The organism is Marilutibacter maris (assembly GCF_006546735.2).
Taxonomy (GTDB): Bacteria; Pseudomonadota; Gammaproteobacteria; order Xanthomonadales; family Xanthomonadaceae; genus Marilutibacter; species Marilutibacter maris.
The window spans coordinates 1-18,961 of sequence record NZ_VICD02000234.1 but is presented as its reverse complement, the minus strand read 5'-3'; the positions used below and the strand labels follow the sequence as shown (position 1 = coordinate 18,961).

Sequence of the window (18,961 nt, the reverse complement as noted above, 5' to 3'; positions counted from 1 at the left end):
TCGGGGCGATGCTGGCACGCGAGCCCGGGGCTCCGGCAGCGGATTGATGACGGAGGCGGAACTGCCCGCTGCCGGACCCGACGCGGCGATGGCCGGGGACCACCCCGACCATCGCGTCGGGCATCGTCAGCCCCCAGGCACCCGGCAGCAGGTGCGGGAAGCCCTCAGATTGGCGGCACTCTCGCCATTGTTCTGCGCCGAGCAGATCCCATTGGACATGTAGACGAAAGGCATCTGCCAAGACGACGACTGACAGTTCGTGGCCGTCTGGGTAAAGCCGGTCGCACAGGCCGGCGCAATCGCGTTCCTGGCGACTCCGGGGTCCGCGACCTCCACCGTCTGCCCGGTCTCGATGCACTCCAGGGCGATGGGCCGGGGCTTGATGAAGTAACCGACGATATCCCCGACGACATGCGTATCGCTGGCCGAGTAGATGGACATGTCGGCGGCGGACGCATCCTGGTCGAGGGCAACGATCGACAGCGTGGTATCCCGCACACCCCGGTTATAGACCATCGTTGCCGCCTGCGGACGTGTGGTCCCGAACGGATATGCGGTAATGAATCCCCGTCTGGCCGGGGTCGCCACGCTCAGGCTGATCGCCGCCGCCGCGAACGCGCCGACCGCCCCGACGCCGTTGCAGTCGCCCGCATCGCCACCTTGGAGCCCATAGCTGGAGACCCCCGTCACGTCGAAGTCCCGCGTGCTGCCGGATGTGAGGATTTCCCCGGTGACGCGCGTATCGAAGATCCGACACGGCGTAACCGGCACGTAGACGAGTTCCGCACCGACGCTCGCCGGATTCTGGGCCGAAAGGGTTCCGGCCAGCGCACTGACACCGCCGATCGCAGTGCCATTGCCGGAAGCCGGGACCAGCGCCCGGATCATCCCATCCAGACTGCGGGCATCCACCGCCGCCTGCAATGCATCCAGGTCGCTGTCCGCGAAGACCCCACCCATGCCGCGAGCCCAGGCTCGAGGGGGCACCCGATGGGTCTCGGCGATGACAGGCGCCCATTTCATGACGATTTCGTGCACCAGTTGATATCGGCGCGATGGCCGTTCCGGGTCGGCGGCATTCGCCTGGGGAATGCCGCTGGCGATAATCCCGACCAGGGCGAACAGCGGTGCGACGACGGGCCTTGCATGCTTGTACTTCATTGATCCTCCTTGTGTCGCAGCTCTCCATGCACACGCTCCGTGTCATGGCTGCGTGGCCACGATGCATCATGAGGTTCTCGACTCGTGAGACTCTCGACTCGCCAGCGTTCCGGCAGTTGCCATATCGCATTGGCAGGTGCCGATCCGGACACCCTCGGGAAGCTGTGGCACGACGGCTCCACACCTGCCTGCCCCACGGACATCGGCGGTATGATCGCGGTGGGGACAGACGGACAACCACGAGTCTGGCTCCGGTGCGCGATCCAGACATGTACTGTCACAATCCCTGACGCCCAGACCCCACGTTCCGCTGCGCCCATCCACCGAAGGAGGTCGTCATGAACGCACTGACCCAGTTGTGGCTCCCCGTCCTGGTTGCCGCGGCGCTGGTGTTCGTCGCCAGCAGCCTGATCCACATGGTCTTCAAGTGGCACAACAGCGACTATCGCAAGCTCGCCGACGAGGACGCGGTGCAGGCGGCGTTGCGCAAGGCCTCGCCGACGCCCGGGCTGTACACCGTGCCGCACTGCGCCGACATGAAGGCGATGCAGGAGGAGGCGATGCTGAAGAAGCTGCACGAGGGCCCGGTCGCCTTCATCACCGTGTTCCGCAACGGGCCGCCGCGGATGGGCGAATCGCTGCTGCAATGGTTCGCGCTCAATCTGGCGATCGCCGCGATCGCGGCGCTGTTGACCGTGCACCTGCTCGGCGCCTCGGCGCCGCCTCCGCACGCCGCCCACCTGGCCGGCGTGCTCGCCTTCCTCGCCTACGGCGGCGGCGGCGTGCAGGCCGGGATCTGGATGGGAAAGCCCTGGGGCAGCGTCGCCAAGGACCTGCTCGACGCGCTGATCTACGGCGTGGTCACCGCGGCGGCGTTCCTGTGGCTGTGGCCGGGCGGCTGAGCGAGCCGACGCCAGCGTCGTCGGCTTCCAGGCCCCATAGCGCCAGCGCTTCGGCCGCGATCACGTCCGGCCGCTCCTCCGGCCAGAACAGCTTGTAGCCCGGCAGACGGCGCACACCGCGCGAGCGGTCGAACGCGCGGTCCAGGTGATCGGCATCGGCCGGCGCGAAGATGGTGTCGGCCATGCCCCATACGATCCGCGTCGGCACCCCGCAGCTGGCCAACCGGGGACCGATACCGGTCAGCGGATTGCGCGCCAGCGCGACCGCATAGGCGTTGGCCAGCGCCTTGCGCCGTGGTGAGGCGATCAGCGGCGAGAAATAGGCGGCGATCGCCTCGTCGCCCGGATGGCCCGGGTCGGCGTAGCACATCGCACCGATGCCCGCGTCCGAACGCGCCAGCACCGGATCGGCGTGCCAGGGCACGATCCACTCGTCGACCCATCGGTTCTCGCGCGCCAGCTCGATCACCGGCGCCATCGCCGCCGGCGGGCTGTTGATCTCGCTGTCGCAGTTGCTCAGCAACAGCGAACGCACCCGCTGCGGGTGGGCGGCAACCAGCAGTTGCGCGGCCTGGCCGCCGCTGTCGTTGGCGATCACGTCGACCCGGTCGATGCCGAGCCGGTCGAGCACGGCGACCAGCATCGCGACCTGTTCCCGCGGCGCCAGATCCTGCCCGTCGGCGACCTCGCTGTGGCCGAGGCCCAGGAAGTCCGGCGCGATGCAGCGGCGATACCGCGCCAGCCGTTCGATCGCGCCACGCCACTGGAAGCTGTTGAGCGGGAAGCCGTGCAGGAACAGGGCCGCCTCGCCCTGGCCATGATCGATGCAGGCGATGTCGCCGAAGCGGGTCGGAACGAAGCGTCGCAGCCGATGCCAGGCCGCGGCATCGATCCCGTCCTTCGCGGTGGCCGCGGCCGCGCGACCGGGCAGCAATCCCGAACCGGCCGTGGCCGCGGTTGCCAGCGTACCGACCGCCAGCGCGATGAAGTGCCTGCGTTGCATGTGTCGTTCTCCGTCGGGGCGCCTCCCCGGTCGACGCAGAGCCTGCGGTGACGCCCGCGCCGCGGCAATGACGCCGCAGGTCATGGAATGATGACGTCGGAAGTCATGGTTCCCGCCCGCGCGCGGCCCTATGCTTGACCGCGTTCCATCACCACGAACCCGCACCATGGCCCTCGCCGCGACGCCCCACATCCAGCCCGGCCTATTGCTGCGCGAATGGCGGCGCGCCCGCCGTTGGAGCCAGCTCGACCTGGCGATGACGGCGGAAATCTCGGCGCGCCACCTCAGCTACGTGGAGACCGGCAAGGCGCGCCCCAGCCGCGAGATGGTCGGGCGCCTTGCCGACGCGCTGGAGATGCCGTTGCGCGAGCGCAACGCGCTGCTGCTCGCCGCCGGGCATGCGCCGCAGTATCCGGAGCATGGACTGGACGCGCCGCAGATGGCGCGGATCCGCCAGGCGATCGACTGCATCCTGTGCCAGCACGAACCCTATCCGGCATTCGTGATGAACCGGCACTGGGACATCCTGATCGCCAACGATGCCGCCATCCGGGTCAATCGCTGGCTGCTGGACGGGCGCGACAGCCGGCATCGCAACATGCTGCGGCACTTCTTCGATCCCGACGACCTGCGTGCGCGGGTCGCCAACTGGGAGGAGGTCGCCGGCGAACTGCTGCGCCACCTACACGCCCTGGTCGCATCGACCCCGTCGGACCTGAAGGCGCGCGCCCTGCTGGAGGAGGTCACCGCCTACCCGGGCGTGCCATCGCAGTGGCGACGGCGCGAACTGGGCAGCGTGCCGGCACCGGTACTGAACGTCGGGTTCCGCCACCAGGGACTGGAGCTGGGCTTCTTCTCGGCCCTCACCACCTTCGGCACCCCGCGCGACGTCACCGTCGACGAACTGCACGTGGAGTGCAACTACCCCGCCGATGCCGCCACCGCCGAGGTGTGCCTGGCGCTGAAGCAGCAGGACGCCGGCGATACCGAAACCGGCGACATCCCCTCGCCGCGCTGAGGCGCCGGCGTCAGGGTCGCGGCGCGCGCCGTTGCCGCCAGGCGATCGCGAACACCGCCAGCCCAGCCAGCGCGGTGGCCGCGCCGACATAACCGGTCGAGGTCCAGCCCAGGCCGGCGCTGATCGCCATGCCGCCCAGCCACGGGCCGAGCGCGTTGGCGGTGTTGAAGGCGGAGTGGTTGGAGGCCGCCGCCAGGGTCTGCGCATCGCCGGCCACGTCCATCAGATGCGCCTGCAGCACCGGCGCCAGCGCGCCCATCGTGCCGACCGCGACCACCGCCGGCAGCAGGGTCCACAACGACTCGGCGGCGAACGGGAACACCACCAGCACCGCCGCCGACCACAGCAGGATCACCGCGACCGCGCGGAACTGCAGTCGGTCGAACAGCCAGCCGCCGGCGAGACTGCCGAGGATGCCGCCGACGCCGAAGGCGAGCATGCCGAACGGGGTCCAGGCCTCGGGCACGGCGGTGACGTGGATCATGGTCGGCGCCAGATAGCTGAACACGCAGAACATGCCGGCGAAACCGATCGCGCCGATGCCCAGCGCCAGCCACACCGGCGCGCGGTTGAAGTCGCGCAGTTCGCGGATCGGGTCGGCGCGGGGCTCGTCCGGATCGGGCGGCAAGGTGCGGGTCAGCGAGACCACCGTCGCCACCGCGACCATCACCACCAGGCCGAAGGTGTAGCGCCAGTCCAGCGTCTGCCCCAGCCAGGTCGCCAGCGGATTGCCGATCAGCAACGCGACCGCCAGCCCCAGCAGGACCCGGCTGACCGCGGTGCCGCGCTGTCCCGGCGGACTGATCGAGGCGGCGACCAGCGAGGCGACGCCGAAGTAGGCGCCATGCGGCAGTCCGGCGACGAAGCGCGCCAGCAGCATCGTCGCGTAGTTGGGCGCCAGCGCGCTGGCCAGGTTGCCCAGCGCATAGAACGCCATCAGCGCCAGCAACAGCGGCCGTCGACGCAGGCGCGCGCCGAGGATCGCCAGCAGCGGGGCGCCGACCACCACGCCGATCGCGTAAGCGCTGACCACATGCCCGACCTGGGGCTCGGTGACGCCGAGTCCGCGGGCGATGTCGGGCATCAGCCCCATCACCACGAACTCGCTGGTGCCGATCGCGAAACCGCCCATCGCCAGCGCGAACAGGATCGCGCGGACGGTCGCCGGCGGCAGCACGCGCTCGGCGGTAGCGGCGGGGATACCGGAGTCGGCCATGGACAGGGCTCGGGACAGGAAGTGCCAGGGCGCATTGTTGTGCATTGCAGCAACCGGCGAAAGCCCATGGCTGCACCACTGTGTTGCCGGATCCGGGGTTTCGGCCGCGAATACGATTGCAGCCCCGCCACGGCGATCGCGCCAGGCCCTGGCCGCTCGATCGCCGCCACCGCGTTCCCGGGCATATCCACACCTGTTTTGCCCACACCTGCCGTCTGCACGAGTCTGTGGAGGATCCCATGTCCCGCGCGATACCCAGCGCGCGTGCCTTGGGCGGGCATGGACCGGCAAGCGTCGCCGACACGGCCGCCCGCGGCCACTACCGGATCACCGTCGAGAACGAGGCGGACTTTTCGGTGCGACGTCTGTGCCCGCTCCGGCACAACTACTGCGACCACCCGCTGCTGCGGCTCGATCGCCTGGCCGCGCTCGCCCACGAACTGATGCCGACCCGGCAATGCCGCTTCATCGTGCCGGGAATGACCGAGACCTCGAAGTTCGATCACCGTTCGCGTCCGGTGGACGGGCGCGGCATCGACGAGACCTTCGAGCGCATCGAGGAACCCGGCTCGTGGATCGCGCTGTACAACATCCAGACCAACCCGCTGTACCAGGCCTTCGTCTGGGAAGTCCTGCGCAGTGCCGGCGTCCTGCTGCGCCGTGAGCGGCCCTACGAGGCGCGCGGTTTCCTGTTCATCTCCGCGCCGCCGTCGCTGACCCCGTTCCACATCGACCGCGAGAACAACTTCTGGCTGCAGATCCGTGGCCACAAGACCCTGAACCTGTGGGACAACACCGACCGGGTCGCGGTCGCCGCCCGCGATGTCGAGGACTTCATCGTCACCCAGTCGCTGGAGCACGTCGGCCTCACCGACGCCGCCCGGCCACGGGTGCATGCCTTCGAATGCGGTCCCGGCGACGGCGCCTACTTCCCCTGCACCACCCCGCACATGACCCGCAGCGACCGCAGCTGGGTGAAACCCGGCGACGCGATCTCGATGTCATTCGGGGTCGTGTTCTACACCCCGGACACCCGTCGCCGGGCCTATGCATTCGCGGCCAACCGCCTGCTCAGACGCGCCGGCATCGAACCGCGCATGCCCGGCCGCAGCCGCTGGCTGGACCGGGCCAAGCGCCCGCTGGGCATGGCCCAGATGGCCGCCCGCCGCATGCGCGGCTTCCCCCTGCCGCACGGATTCTGAGCCCGGCCGCCTTCCGTGCCGGGTTGGCCGAGCGCGCGACGCCGCCGCGTTTGCGCACGTATCCGCCCCGCGTCCGAGGAAGGCCCATGTCCAGCGTCGAAGCCGTCGCCTCCCCCTGTCCGCTGGATGCGGCGATCGGCCCGGACGACACCGGTGGCCACCGGATCGACATCGACGACCCGGCCGGTTTCTCGACGCGTCGCCTGTGTCCGATCCGGCACGGCTATCACCAACACCCGATGATGCAGACGCAGCGACTGGCGGAACTGGCCAGGTCGCTGATGAAGACCCGGCAATGCCGCTTCATCCTGCCCGGCACCACCGACGCCTCGAAGTTCGACCACCGCTCGCGGCCGCAGGACGGACGCGGCATCGACGAAGTGTTCGAGCGGATCGAGGAACCGGGCTCATGGCTGGCGCTGTACAACGTGCAGACCGACCCGCGGTACCGGGCCCTGATCTGGGACATCCTGGGCAGCGCCGGCGCGGTCCTGCGGGGAAGCGAGCGCCCCGGCGAGGCCCGCGGCTTCATCTTCATCTCCGCACCGCCGTCGGTGACCCCGTTCCACATCGATCGCGAGAACAACTTCTGGCTGCAGATCCGCGGCCGCAAGACCCTCAACGTCTGGGACCACACCGACCGCGTCACCGTCGCCGCCCGCGACGTGGAGGATTTCATCGTCACCCGTTCGCTGGAGAACGTCAGGCTCACCGATGCACTGCGGCCGCGCGCGCATGTGCTGGAGTGCGGTCCCGGCGACGGCGCCTACTTCCCGTCCACCTCGCCGCACATGACCCGCAGCGAACCGGCATGGGTGACGCCCGGCGACGGCGTCTCGATCTCGTTCGGGGTGGTGTTCTACACCCCGCTCACCCGCCGCCACGCCTACGCGCACGCCGCCAACCGGATGCTCAGGCGCGTCGGCATCGAAGCGCGGATGCCCGGCGAGTGCGACTGGCTGGACCGGGCCAAGCAGCCGCTGGGCATGATCGGGATGGCGACGCGACGCTTGCGTGGCCTGCCGGTGCCGAGCGGATTCTGAGCGTCGAGCCGGCCGCCTATGGCGGCAACGGCGTACCCAGCGGCCTCAGCTCCAGCACCACGTGCTCGCCCTCGAACCGCACCAGCAGCGGCAGGCTGTAGTTCGGGAACGCCAGCGCAAACTCCGCCCCATCGTTGATCAGACGGTACAGCTCTTCGTTGAGCTTCAGCGGTTTCCGCACGCACCCCTTCGCATCGACCCGCCCCTCGATCGGCAGGCGTACGGGTTCGCCCGGCGCCGCGTAGGCGACCAGCCGCCAGTGCGAGTTCACGCCGATGCTGTAGGCCGCGCCGTGGGCGCCGCCCAGATCCAGGCCGCAGGCATCCAGCGCGAGTGTCATGTCCTCGCGCGCCCACATTGCCCGCGCCGGAAACGACTGCCGATTCAGCGCCCGGAACTGCAACCAGTCCAGGCGGTCCTGCAGGCGGCCGATGCCGTAGTCGCCGAAACCCGGCTCCGGCTGCAGTGAGGCCAGGCGCTGCAGCCCACGCTCCAGCACAGCCGGATCCTCCTCGTGCTCCAGCCGCTCCTGCAGCAGCCTGAAGGCCGGCGCCATCGCCTCGCGTATCCCGGCATCGGCCGCCTGCTCGTACAGCTTCAGCGCAAGCGCCGTATCGCGCTGCTCGAAGCCCTCGCCGGCACGGGCCAGCTCGGCCAACTGGAAATAGGCCACCGGCACCTCGCGCTCGATGCCGGCCTCGAAGGCCTTGCGCGCACCGGCATCGTCGCCGTCGAGCTTCAGCAACACGCCGTAGTTGGTCCAGGCCAGACCGTCGCCCGCCTCCGTCCCCTTGCGCAACCACAGCAGCGCCGACTCGCGCAGCTGCGAACGCTCCTCGCCGGTCATGGTCGGCATCTGCCGCGCGATCATGTAGGCGCGCAGGAACTGGCGGCCGGCGTCGGCGATGCAGGCCGCGTCCGGGGCCTCGTCGCAGGCCTGGGCGTAGTAGCCGCCGGCGGTGCGGGCGCGATCGACGAAGCCGCGCAGGCCAAAGCTCGTGGTCGGGTCGGGCGGGGTGTGGGCACGGCCCAGGTTGTACAGGGTCGGCACCCGCAGCCCCCGTGTCAGCGCTTCCTCAAGCAGGACGATCGCCTCGTCGTTGTCGTCGTTGTCGCCGGCCGACATCGCCATCAACCCGAGGTTGTGGCTGGCGCGGGCCGAGCCCAGCGCGCGGGCCCGCTCGTAGTAGGCCCGCGCGGTGTCGGCATCGGCCTCGACGCCGCGCCCCAGGTCGTAGGCCTTGCCGAGCAGGAACAGCGCTTCGGCGTCGTCGCGCTGCGCCGCATCGCGGGCGCGTTCCAGGAACGCGTCGAAGCGCCCCTCCTCGAACAAGCGCTCCAGCGACGATGTCGCCACCGCGGGCGTCGCCGCGGCCGCGGTCAGTGCCAGCGCGAGGGCGACGGCCATCCTTGAACGTGCGGATCCGGAAGCGGCTCGCATATCGGCGTTCCATACTGAAGGGCCGCCGATTGTAGGCAGTACGCACCGACGATGCGCGCGACGGCGCGCTCCTCGCGCGTTACGCCCGATCCGGACAGGCCGTCGCGGTCTGCGCGCAGGCACGCCCCGGTCACCGCCTTCACTCCCACGCCACCGCGGCAGGCGCAGCATCGGTGGCCCGGACGCCGACGGCGTCCATCCCGGCCAGGGAGGGCCGCCACCACGGTTCCAGTCGGGAGAACACGCCATGCCCCGTTTCCTGCGTTGGCTCGCACTCGGCCTCGCCCTGGCGGGTGCCGCCGCCATCGCCGAGGACCGCAAGACTGTCCAGGCCGTGCATTTCGCCAAGGGCGCCAGTGCCAGCAGCGTCAGCGGCCGCGTGCATGGCTACGACACCGCCAGCTACACCCTGGGCGCGAAAGCCGGACAGACCATGCAGGTGCGCCTGACCGGCAGCGCGAACGCCTACTTCAACGTGATCGCACCCGGGCAGGACTTCGCGATGGAAGAGGCGATCGAGCGGACCGAGTGGTCGGGCGAGCTCCCGGCCGACGGCAGCTACCGCATCGAGGTGTTCCAGCCGCGTGCGCAGGCCCGCCGCGGCGAGACCGCCGAGTACACGATCCACTTCTGGATCGACTGACCGCGGCGGCGCGGGCGGCGGTCCGCTACACCGGCAGCGCGGTGGTCTTCTTGACCGTGCGCAGCGCCAGCGTCGACTGCACCCGCACCACCCCCGGCAGCTGGGTCAGGATCTCGGTGTGGATGCGTTCGAAGTCGGCGGCATCGGCATAGGCGACGCGGACCATGTAGTCGGCCGCGCCGGCGAGCAGGCAGCATTCGGTCACCTCCGGATGCTGTTGGATCGCGCCCTCGAACGCATCCAGCGCGGTGCGCCCCTGCTGGTCGAGGGTGACCAGGACGAAGGCGGTGCCGGGCAGGCCGGCCAGCTCCTCGTCCAGCAGCATCACGTAGCGGGCGATCAGGCCGCGTTCCTCCAGCAGCTTGACCCGGCGCAGGCAGGCCGACGGCGACAGGTTGATGCGCTGGGCCAACTCCATGTTGGTCAGCCGGCCGTCCTCCTGCAGCAGGCGCAGGATCGCGCGGTCGCGCTCGTCGAGGTCGGGCTGGATCGCTCGCATGATATTTCAATAGTCGATCAATGATTCGAATACAGTGCGACTTTCGAAGCCAAAAGGCAATTATTTTGGAAAGAAAGTGCGCGGTTGTTCGTTCATACTGCGGAACATAATCGTCCGCTGTCCTGACCGGCCATCGTTCCGGCAACGCTCCTGCTGCCACTGCCCGGGTCCGGCCACGACGGCACCTTCCAACCCCAGAGACCACCGCCATGCGCATCGGCGTCCCCAGCGAAATCAAAGTCCACGAATACCGGGTCGGCCTGATCCCCTCGTCCGTCCAGGAACTCGTCCACCACGGCCATGAGGTCGTCGTGCAGGCCGGTGCCGGTCTCGGCGCGGGGCTGACCGACGACGACTACGTCGCCGCCGGCGCCACCATCCTCGGCACCGCCGAGGAGGTGTTCGCCCAGGCCGACATGATCGTCAAGGTCAAGGAGCCGCTGGCCGAGGAGCGCAAGCGCCTGCGCAAGGGCCAGATCCTGTACACCTACCTGCACCTGGCTCCCGACGCACCGCAGACCCAGGACCTGATCGAGTCCGGCGCGGTCTGCATCGCCTACGAGACGGTCACCGCCAACAACGGCTCGCTGCCGCTGCTGACCCCGATGTCCGAGGTCGCCGGCCGGCTCGCCCCGCAGGTCGGCGCGCACGCGCTGGAGAAGGCCCAGGGCGGCCGCGGCGTGCTGCTGGGCGGCGTGCCCGGCGTGCCGGCGGCCGAGGTCGTGGTGCTCGGCGGCGGCGTGTCCGGCACCCACGCGACCACGATCGCGATCGGCATGGGCGCCAACGTCACCGTGGTCGACCGCTCGGCCGATGCGCTCAAGCGCCTGGCGACCCAGTTCGGCACCTCGATCTCGACCGTGTTCTCGACCCGCTCGGCGATCGAGGAGCTGGTGCGCCGCGCCGACCTGCTGATCGGCACCGTGCTGATCCCCGGCGCCGCCGCGCCCAAGCTGGTGACCCGCGACATGGTCAAGACCATGAAGCCCGGCTCGGTGATCGTCGATGTCGCGATCGACCAGGGCGGCTGCGTGGAGACTTCGCGCGCGACCACCCATGCCGAGCCGACCTACGTGGTCGACGATGTCGTCCACTACTGCGTCGCCAACATGCCCGGCGCGGTCGCCCGCACCTCGACCTTCGCGTTGAACAACGTGACCCTGCCGTTCGCGCTGGCGCTGGCCAACAAGGGCTGGAAGCAGGCGCTGATCGACGACGTCCACCTGCGCAACGGTCTGAACGTCTGCGAGGGCCAGGTCACCTGCGAGCCGGTCGCCCAGGCCCACGGCCTGGCCTACGTCCCGGCCGAGAAGGTGCTCGGGCTGTAAACCGCGCGGCCGTCGAATGGCCGATCGCGCAACACCGGACGGGGCCGCAAGGCCCCGTTCGCATTCGCGCCGGGCGACACCGCATCGCGTCGGCGCTGGCCCCGCATGCGCATGACTGCGACACTGCTCCGGACAACGACTTCCGACGGGGGCAGACCTTGATCGATGGACGCAGGTTCGGGCGCAGCGCTCTGTTTGGGGCGTTGCTGGCCGCGGCGGGACTTGCGTCGGCACCGCCGGCATCGGCCGCCAAGGCGATCGACAAGACGACCGCGCCGATGGAAACCTCGTCGGTGGCGCCCCCGGACCGCGACATGACCTTCTACCGGCAGCGGCTCGCACTGGCGAACGCCTTGCTGCGCGAGGACAACATGGCGGGCGTCGGCCGCGAGCTGTCGGCGGTCATCGACAGCCCGCTGTTCGACACGCTGAGCCGCGATGTCCAGCTGCACATACTGTCGACCGCTTGCTGGGCCGCAACCCGCGAGGAGCAGGCGAAACGGGCGCGCGACCTGTGCCAGCGCGCCATCGGCTACGCCGAAGCAGGTTCGGACGACTGGTATCGGCTGGCGATGCTCGAGAGTTTCCTTGGCGAGCACGAAGCGGCGGCGGCGGCGTTCATCGAATTCGTGCAACGGTGGCCGGAGCAGCTCGAAGACATCGACGAGATCGTCATCCACCAGTTGCGCCATGCCCTCCCGGCCGATTCCCGGGCGCGCGTGGAGATGGCCCAGGCGCTGTTCGACGCGAACTGGAAGAGCCCCTACGGTGGCGACAGCTCGATCTGGTACGACCTCGCGCTCGCGCGCCTCGGCCAGAACCAGCCCGAGCAGGCACGGGCGGTGCTGACCCGTATCGACACGCCCGTCGACCTGATCCGTATCCGCAGCGACAAGCGCTTCGATCGCGTGTTCAACCGCGACGCGCCCGGCCACGACGTGGATGGCGCGTTGCGCCGCCAGATCGAGGCCCAGAAGCAGCACGCCGTGATTTTCCCCGACGACGTGCGCGCGCACGTCCAGCTCAGCTACGCGCTGCTGTCGGCCGGCCGCAACGAGGAAGTGATCAAGCTCGCCGACCGCACGATGGCCCGGCTCGCGCGCGCGTCGCTGGAGCGCCCCGCGTTCACCCACATCGACGAGCAGGTCTGGCTGATGGACAGCCGCGCCGTCGCACTCAGGAGGCTGGGTCGGGTCGACGACGCCCTCGACGAAATGCGACGCGCCAGCCAGCTGAGCGAGCAGGGCGAACAGAACGTCAGCCAGGCCCTCAATCTGGGCGACTTCTACTGCAGCCTGGGGCGTCCGGACGAGGCAATGGCCGCGGTCGCGCAGATCGGAGAAATGAGCGCCTATGGCCAGATGGTCCTGCACAAGGTCCGTCACTGCGCGGCCGTCCAGCGCGGCGATGCGCGGATGGCCGGGGCCTCCCTGGCCCATCTCGACGGGAACGAAGACGAAGCCCCAACGATCCTGCTCGAAGCGTTGTTGCGCGCCGGACGGATCGACGAGGCCGCCGCCCGCTTGATCGCGCAGCTGCAATCGGACGATCGCCGCGGGCGGATGCTGGAGTGGCTGCAGAACTATCCGTTGCCGCAGCCGCTCCCCGGAAACGTCGCCATGCGCGCCGCACGCGCGGCCATGCTGGCCCGCGACGACGTGACCGCCGCGATCGCCGCGGTGGGCCGGATCGAGCGCTACGACATCATCCCCACCGCGGAACTGGACTAGGGCGGCAAACCGCGCGGCCATCGCGGCGGCGGCAACCGCGGGGATGGGCCCGCACGGGTCCATCCTTTTGTTACGCGGCGCGCACGGGCGGCGTCCCGACCCAACCACAGGTCCGAATCCGGCCAGCATCGGCGCTGGCGACTGCCGACACTGTGCGCCCACTTCGAGGAGCACGGCACCCATGGCAGCACAATCGCTTTCCGGAAAGGTCGCGATCATTACCGGCGCGAGCTCGGGCATCGGACGCGCGGCGGCATTGCGCTTCGCCGGCGAAGGCGCGCGCGTGGTGGTGGGCGCGCGCCGCGCCGACGCGCTCGCGGAGCTGGTGAAGGAGATCGAGCGCACCGGGGGCGAGGCGCTGGCCTGCCCCGGCGATGTCCGCGACGAGGCTCACGCGGCCGCGCTTGTCGATGGCGCGCTGGATCGCTTCGGCGCGCTCGACATCGCCTTCAACAATGCCGGCAGCGTCGGCACCATGGGACCGGTCACCGGGATGTCCGTCGCCGACTGGCGGGACACCCTCGACACCAATCTGACCGGCGCGTTCCTCGGCGCCCGCCGACAGCTCGCGGCCATGCTCGAGGCCGGTCGCGGTTCGATCATCTTCACCTCGACCTTCGTCGGCCACACCGTCGGCATGCCCGGGATGGCCGCCTACGCCGCGGCCAAGGCCGGCGTGATCGGACTGACCCAGGTGCTGGCCGCGGAGGCCGGACCGCACGGCGTGCGGGTCAACGCGCTTCTGCCCGGCGGCACCGATACGCCCGGCGCGCGCGACTTCACCCAGGCGCCCGAATCGCGGGCCTTCGTCGAGGGACTGCACGCGCTCAAGCGCATCGCCGAACCGGACGAGATCGCCGAAGCGGCGCTGTTCCTCGCCTCCGACGCCTCCAGCTTCATCACCGGCAGTGCGATGCGGGTCGACGGCGGCGTATCGATCAACCGCACCTGAGCGCGCCTTCCCGCGGCCCGGAGCGACCCGGCCACGGGAAGGCGCCGGCCCGGGCCCATGCCCGGACCGGGTCGCGGTGGCTCAGTGCAGGCCGCCGCTGGCGACGATCTGCTCACCGCTCAGCCAGCGCGAATCGTCCGACCCCAGGAACACCGCGATCGTGGCGATGTCGTCCGGCTGACCGATCCGGCCCAGCGGGGTCTGGGCGATGGTCTCCGCCTCCAGATCCGAGCCCATTACCCCGACGCTGTGGGTGCCCTCGGTCTCGACCATGCCGGGGTTGATCGCGTTGACCCGGATCCCGCGCGCGCCCAGCTCCTTCGACAGCACCCCGGTGATCGCATCGACCGCACCCTTGGTGCCGCTGTAGACCGCGGTGTGCGGCGGGGTGACCCGGGTGACCACCGAGCTGACATTGATGATGCTGGCGCCCTCGCCCATCTTCGCCGCGGCGGCCTGGGTGGTCAGCAACAGCCCCAGCACGTTGACGTCGAACTGGCGGCGGTACTGCGCCTCGTCGATCTCCTCCAGCGGCGCGAAGCTGTAGACGCCGGAATTGTTGACGAGGATGTCGAGGCGTCCGAACTGCCCGGTCGCGGCATCGACGAGCGCGCGCGCGTCGGCCAGCTCGGAGACGTCGCCCTGCACCGCGACCGCGCGGCCGCCGGCGGCGACGATCTTCGCGACCACCGCGTCGGCGCCCGCCTTGCTGGTGGCGTAGTTGACCACGACCGCGGCGCCCTCGGCAGCCAGTGCGATGGCGATGGCGGCACCGATGCCCTTGGAAGCGCCGGTGACGATGGCGACCTTGTTCTGCAACTTGCTCATTTGGATTGTCCTGATGGCGGGAGGAGGCGGACGACGGCTGGCCGTCACCCCACTCCAGATGCGCACGCGGCCGCCGGGGCAAAAGTGCGGGAACAGGGAATGAGCATCCCGCATTCGGGAAGGCGCGGACGCGTGCGTCGACGGCAGGAGCGGCGCAGGCCGCAATGGCGCTTTCCCGACAACAGCCCATCGCGGCTCACGCCGCTCCTACGGGGCCTCGATACGGAATCCCGGACCGGCATGGGGTGCGATCGGCCGGTCCGGTCGTCCGGTCCGGCCGGATCGGACGACCCCGGCGCGGCCGCCAGCGAGCATCGAGCCGTCATTCCACAGACGGAGCTTGCGATGGCCTCCATCGTCAGACACGGCCTGCACGGCCTGCGCTACACCCTGTTCGCTGCCTCCAGCCTGCTGGTCGCCGCCTATGCCTTCGCCTTCCTGCGGATGCGCCCGTTCAACCCGCACGACCCGTTCATGGTCAAGTTCGCGGTGTCCGGGATCGACGTGCCGATGCACTTCTTCGGCGCCGGCCTGGCCCTGCTGCTGGTACCGCTGCAGGCCAGTGGCTGGATCCGCCGCCGGCTGCCGGCCGTGCATCGCACCGCCGGCTGGCTGTACGCGGGCGGGGTGCTGATCGGCGGCCTGGGCGGCCTCTCGCTGGCCTTCGACGCGCACGGCGGCTGGGCCTCGGGCGCGGGCTTCGCGCTGCTGTCGGTGCTGTGGCTGTCGATCACCGCCAACGGCATCCGCCTCGCGGTGGCCGGCGACTTCGTCGGCCACCGGCGCTGGATGAGCCACAGCCTGGCGATGACCTTCTCCGCGGTGACCCTGCGGGTGATCCTGTTCGTCGGCACCGGCCCGCTGGCCCTGCCGTTCGACACCGTCTACATCTTCTCGGCGTGGGCGAGCTGGTCGCTGAACATGGCGCTCTGCGAGCTGTGGCTGCGCTGGCCGCAATGGCGCGCGCACCGACGCTCACCCGCCCGCGAGTCCGCGCGGGCGCCGGGACGGACCGTAGCGATCAGCACGCCTGCGCTTGCGCCCGCCGAGCCCGCCACGCGCTCGGGGTCGCAGCGGTCTCGCGCTTGAACGCCGCGTTGAAGGTCGACTTGGAGGTAAAGCCGCAGGCATAGGCGATGTCGAGGATGGTGCGGCCGTCGTCCGGGTCGGCGAGGCATCGGCAGGCCGCGCCGATACGCTGCCGATTGATGTAGTCCCAGAACGTGCAGCCGAATCCGCGGTTGATCGCCATCGACACCAGGTACTCGGGATAGCCGCTGCGGCGCGCGACCTGGGCGATCGTCAGAGCCGGCGCCAGGTACAGCGCTTCCTCGTCCATCAACCGCTGCAAACGCGCCTGCACCTCGGGCAGGCGCGGATCGTCGGCGGAGTCGGTGGCGGCCTCCGGACTTGAGACCGCCGCGACGGCGGCCGATGCGCCAGCGCCCGGGTCATCGACGGCCGCGATCGCGTCCACGTCCGTGGCCGCCGCTTCACCTTCCCGCTCCGGCGACACCGGCGCCTGCATCAGGCCCAGATAGCCCAGCACGCAGGCCCAGACCGCGACCGCGCCGTAGACCAGCAGATAGTCGATGCCGGGAATGCGGGTCGTGTCATGCAACAGCGCGATCGCCCAGATCAGCACCTGGCCCAGCGCCATCACCACCACCCAGCGCAGCGACATGCGATCGGCATCGGATCGGCGCTCGCGCACCTCGCGCCGGTAGCGGACCACCCGCAGCAGCGCCGCCACCACGTAGCTCAGGCTCCAGGCGTACAGGAACAGGCTGTACCAGGGCACAGGCGGCGGCAGCGCGCGCGACAGCCATTGGCGCATCAGTTCGGCATTGAGCGCGGCGTCCGCGAGCAGCCCCGGCGCGAACAGCGCCAGTGCCACCGCGAAGCCGAGCAGATGCAACAGATCGCGCCAGACCAGCCGTCGCGCGGTGGTCAAGGTGCGCACGTACAGATAGAAGAAGGTGCCGTACAGGAACGGGAACGTTCCGACCAGCAGCAGCACCCGGAACAGCGCCGGCGCGGGCGTCGCCAGGAACGCCGCCTTCACCGCCAGGTCCAGTCCCACCAGCGCCAGCCACGCCGCCAGCACCCGGTTCGCCGCGGCGTTGGCCGGGCGGCGCCACAGCGCCGGCGCCAGCAGCAGGGCCTGGGCGGCACCGATCGCGTAGATGACGACCCAATGACTCATTGTCGCGATTATGTCAGGCGCGGTCGGGCGACGCGGCGTTCGCGACGAACCTCAACCGCAGGAGCGGCGCAAGCTGCGATTGGGCCTTGGCGGGAAAGCCCCGTCGCGGCTTACGCCGCTCCTACGGCGGACACGGGGAAGCAGGTCAGGCAGCGGCCGCGGCGGCGCTCGCCAGGTGCCCGGCGATCCGCTCGCGCAGCGCCGGGCCCTGCGGCAGGCGCAACTCGAACTCCCGCCGCAGCACCTCGATCACCGCGTCGGCATCGGCCAGCTCGCGGCGCTCGCTGTCCGCGCCTGTCCGATGGATCGCGAAGCTGCCGTCGCGCAGGGTCTTGCGGTATCCGGGACCGGTGCGGGCGGCGCGAAGCTGGTGGCGGAAGCCCGAGTCCGGGTGGGTGGCGACGTACCAGTTGCCGACTTCCAGGTCGATGGCCGCCTGCGGCTGCAGATCGAACACGTACATCGGCCGCCATTCGTCGCCTACCTGCGCGCTCAGCAGGTAGCCGTCGCCGCGCCGGAGCAAGCGATAAGGCTCGTGCGCGGTCGCCTGCGCGGCCTCGGTATCCAGCCGCAACGGCGCGGTCGGCACCATGCCGCCGAAGCCGACATCGCTCACATGCGCCACGCCGTCGATCGTCACCAGGGCCAGCTGGTGGGTGCGCGCGGTCAGCGCATCTTCGCCGGTGCCCATCACCACCCGCGCGGTCAGCGCGCGCGCTTCGAATCCCAGCTGTTGCAGCAGGGCCAGGAACAGGCCGTTGAGCTCGTAGCAATAGCCGCCACGGCCCTCGTGCAGCAGCTTGCGCTGCAGCGCCGGCAGATCGATCGGCACCGACGCGTGCATGAAGCTGGCGATGTTCTCGAACACGAATGCCGCGGTATGGCGGCGTTGCAGCACACCCAGGGTATCCAGGCTCGGCGCGGGTGGCGCATCGAAGCCCAGGCGCTGCAGGTACAGATCGATATCGGTGAGCGGCGTCGCCATCGCGGCGTCCTCGTGCGGGGGGAGCGTCATGCTGCGCCCTCAAGCACGGTTGAGGTCAAGCGTGCCGGGCCGGTACCGCTGGAACACCGTGGCGCATCGATTCCGGCACGGCATGCGATCAGCCGGCGAGCGAGGCCAGGATATGGCCGCGCAACCATTGGTGGGCCGGGGCGCGATGCACGCGCTCGTGCCACAGCATCACCAGCTCGAACGCCGGCACCTCGACCGGCGGCGCCACCACCCGCAGCCCGGGGTGCCGGGCCGCCAGCCGCTCGGGCAGCATCGCCACCAGATCGGTTTCGGCGAGCACCGACAGCAGCAGCAGGAAGTGCGGCACCGACAGCACCACCCGGCGCGACAGTCCACGTGCGGCCAGGGCCTCGTCGGTCGCGCCGCGGAAGCCGCCGCCATCCGGGGAGACGATCGCGTGTTCGAGCCCGCAGAACTGCGCCGGCGTCGGCCGGCGTCGCAGCCGCGGATGGTCGGCGCGGCCGGCCAGCACGTAGCGCTCGACGAACAAGCGGCGCTGGCGCAATCCGGGCGGCGCATCGTCCAAGGTGTGGAAGGCCAGGTCGATGCTGCCGTCCTCGGCCTGGCGCGCGATCCGCGCCGGCACCATGCCGACCACCGCCAGGCGCGTGTCCGGCGCCGCCGCACGCAGCCCCGCGAGCATCGGCAACACCACCGTGGTGGCGGCGTAGTCGGTGGCGGCGATCCGCCAATCCCGCGTGGCCGCCGCCGGATCGAACGGGCCCGCCGGCGCCACCGCCTGCTGCAGGGTCTCCAACGCTTCGCGCAACGGTC

The 18,961-nt window shown here is 70.2% G+C and carries 18 protein-coding genes; 9 read left to right on the top strand and 9 right to left on the bottom strand.

Annotated features, from left to right (window positions below; genetic code table 11):
- Positions 1 to 126: 126 nt before the first annotated feature.
- Positions 127 to 1,161, bottom strand: a complete 1,035-nt coding sequence (locus tag FKV24_RS13675) for a hypothetical protein (protein ID WP_141482767.1) — start codon at positions 1,159 to 1,161, stop codon at positions 127 to 129.
- 338 nt (positions 1,162 to 1,499) lie between these two features.
- On the opposite strand from FKV24_RS13675, the gene FKV24_RS13670 reads away from it, so the two are divergent.
- Positions 1,500 to 2,063 carry a hypothetical protein gene (locus tag FKV24_RS13670; protein WP_141482766.1) on the top strand — a complete coding sequence of 188 codons (564 nt, stop codon included), beginning with the start codon at positions 1,500 to 1,502 and terminating at the stop codon, positions 2,061 to 2,063.
- On the opposite strand, the gene FKV24_RS13665 is transcribed toward FKV24_RS13670, so the two are convergent.
- Positions 2,023 to 3,066: an alpha/beta fold hydrolase gene (locus tag FKV24_RS13665; protein WP_141482765.1), complete on the bottom strand. Its 1,044-nt coding sequence runs from the start codon at positions 3,064 to 3,066 to the stop codon at positions 2,023 to 2,025. The two genes, FKV24_RS13670 and FKV24_RS13665, sit on opposite strands and share 41 nt — an antisense overlap.
- A 166-nt stretch (positions 3,067 to 3,232) precedes the next feature.
- Between FKV24_RS13665 and FKV24_RS13660 the strand changes: the two genes are divergently transcribed.
- Positions 3,233 to 4,084, top strand: a complete 852-nt coding sequence (locus FKV24_RS13660; protein ID WP_141482764.1) for a helix-turn-helix domain-containing protein — start codon at positions 3,233 to 3,235, stop codon at positions 4,082 to 4,084.
- Positions 4,085 to 4,094: 10 nt separating this feature from the next.
- Here the strand turns inward: FKV24_RS13660 and FKV24_RS13655 are convergent, their stop codons facing one another.
- Entirely contained in the window at positions 4,095 to 5,300 is a 1,206-nt protein-coding gene (locus FKV24_RS13655) for an MFS transporter (RefSeq protein WP_141482763.1), read from the bottom strand.
- 239 nt (positions 5,301 to 5,539) lie between these two features.
- On the opposite strand from FKV24_RS13655, the gene FKV24_RS13650 reads away from it, so the two are divergent.
- Positions 5,540 to 6,502 (top strand): cupin, encoded by a 963-nt coding sequence (locus tag FKV24_RS13650; protein WP_141482762.1) that lies wholly within the window; start codon positions 5,540 to 5,542, stop codon positions 6,500 to 6,502.
- Positions 6,503 to 6,588: 86 nt separating this feature from the next.
- Complete coding sequence (locus FKV24_RS13645; protein WP_141482761.1) at positions 6,589 to 7,545, top strand: cupin; 957 nt, start codon at positions 6,589 to 6,591, stop codon at positions 7,543 to 7,545.
- A 16-nt stretch (positions 7,546 to 7,561) separates the two neighbouring features.
- On the opposite strand, the gene FKV24_RS13640 is transcribed toward FKV24_RS13645, so the two are convergent.
- The gene (locus FKV24_RS13640; RefSeq protein WP_170288313.1) at positions 7,562 to 8,953 is read right to left on the bottom strand and encodes an SEL1-like repeat protein; all 1,392 of its coding nucleotides are present in this window, start codon (positions 8,951 to 8,953) and stop codon (positions 7,562 to 7,564) included.
- A 280-nt stretch (positions 8,954 to 9,233) separates the two neighbouring features.
- On the opposite strand from FKV24_RS13640, the gene FKV24_RS13635 reads away from it, so the two are divergent.
- Positions 9,234 to 9,629, top strand: a complete 396-nt coding sequence (locus FKV24_RS13635) for a g-type lysozyme inhibitor (protein WP_141482759.1) — start codon at positions 9,234 to 9,236, stop codon at positions 9,627 to 9,629.
- Positions 9,630 to 9,654: 25 nt separating this feature from the next.
- Here FKV24_RS13635 and FKV24_RS13630 read toward each other — a convergent pair whose 3' ends face one another.
- Positions 9,655 to 10,128: an Lrp/AsnC family transcriptional regulator gene (locus FKV24_RS13630; RefSeq protein ID WP_111267633.1), complete on the bottom strand. Its 474-nt coding sequence runs from the start codon at positions 10,126 to 10,128 to the stop codon at positions 9,655 to 9,657.
- A 209-nt stretch (positions 10,129 to 10,337) separates the two neighbouring features.
- Between FKV24_RS13630 and ald the strand changes: the two genes are divergently transcribed.
- From ald to FKV24_RS13615, 3 genes are all read left to right on the top strand, one after another.
- Positions 10,338 to 11,456 carry an alanine dehydrogenase gene (ald, locus tag FKV24_RS13625; protein ID WP_111267634.1) on the top strand — a complete coding sequence of 373 codons (1,119 nt, stop codon included), beginning with the start codon at positions 10,338 to 10,340 and terminating at the stop codon, positions 11,454 to 11,456.
- 278 nt (positions 11,457 to 11,734) lie between these two features.
- Positions 11,735 to 13,186 carry a tetratricopeptide repeat protein gene (locus tag FKV24_RS13620; protein ID WP_141482758.1) on the top strand — a complete coding sequence of 484 codons (1,452 nt, stop codon included), beginning with the start codon at positions 11,735 to 11,737 and terminating at the stop codon, positions 13,184 to 13,186.
- A 181-nt stretch (positions 13,187 to 13,367) separates the two neighbouring features.
- Positions 13,368 to 14,138 carry an SDR family oxidoreductase gene (locus tag FKV24_RS13615; RefSeq protein ID WP_111267636.1) on the top strand — a complete coding sequence of 257 codons (771 nt, stop codon included), beginning with the start codon at positions 13,368 to 13,370 and terminating at the stop codon, positions 14,136 to 14,138.
- An 81-nt stretch (positions 14,139 to 14,219) separates the two neighbouring features.
- Here the strand turns inward: FKV24_RS13615 and FKV24_RS13610 are convergent, their stop codons facing one another.
- Positions 14,220 to 14,966 (bottom strand): glucose 1-dehydrogenase, encoded by a 747-nt coding sequence (locus FKV24_RS13610; protein WP_111267637.1) that lies wholly within the window; start codon positions 14,964 to 14,966, stop codon positions 14,220 to 14,222.
- A 345-nt stretch (positions 14,967 to 15,311) separates the two neighbouring features.
- Between FKV24_RS13610 and FKV24_RS13605 the strand changes: the two genes are divergently transcribed.
- A complete protein-coding gene (locus FKV24_RS13605) occupies positions 15,312 to 16,055 on the top strand; it encodes a DUF2306 domain-containing protein (RefSeq protein WP_170288312.1) in 744 nt (247 codons plus the stop codon).
- Here the strand turns inward: FKV24_RS13605 and FKV24_RS20065 are convergent.
- The 3 genes from FKV24_RS20065 to FKV24_RS13590 all read right to left on the bottom strand — a co-directional run.
- Complete coding sequence (locus FKV24_RS20065; RefSeq protein WP_141482756.1) at positions 15,988 to 17,172, bottom strand: helix-turn-helix domain-containing protein; 1,185 nt, start codon at positions 17,170 to 17,172, stop codon at positions 15,988 to 15,990. The two genes, FKV24_RS13605 and FKV24_RS20065, sit on opposite strands and share 68 nt — an antisense overlap.
- 145 nt (positions 17,173 to 17,317) lie before the next feature.
- Complete coding sequence (locus tag FKV24_RS13595; protein ID WP_211371870.1) at positions 17,318 to 18,187, bottom strand: arylamine N-acetyltransferase family protein; 870 nt, start codon at positions 18,185 to 18,187, stop codon at positions 17,318 to 17,320.
- A gap of 88 nt (positions 18,188 to 18,275) precedes the next feature.
- Positions 18,276 to 18,961 (bottom strand): LysR substrate-binding domain-containing protein (locus FKV24_RS13590; protein WP_141482755.1); only part of this gene is annotated, 686 nt, incomplete at its 5' end.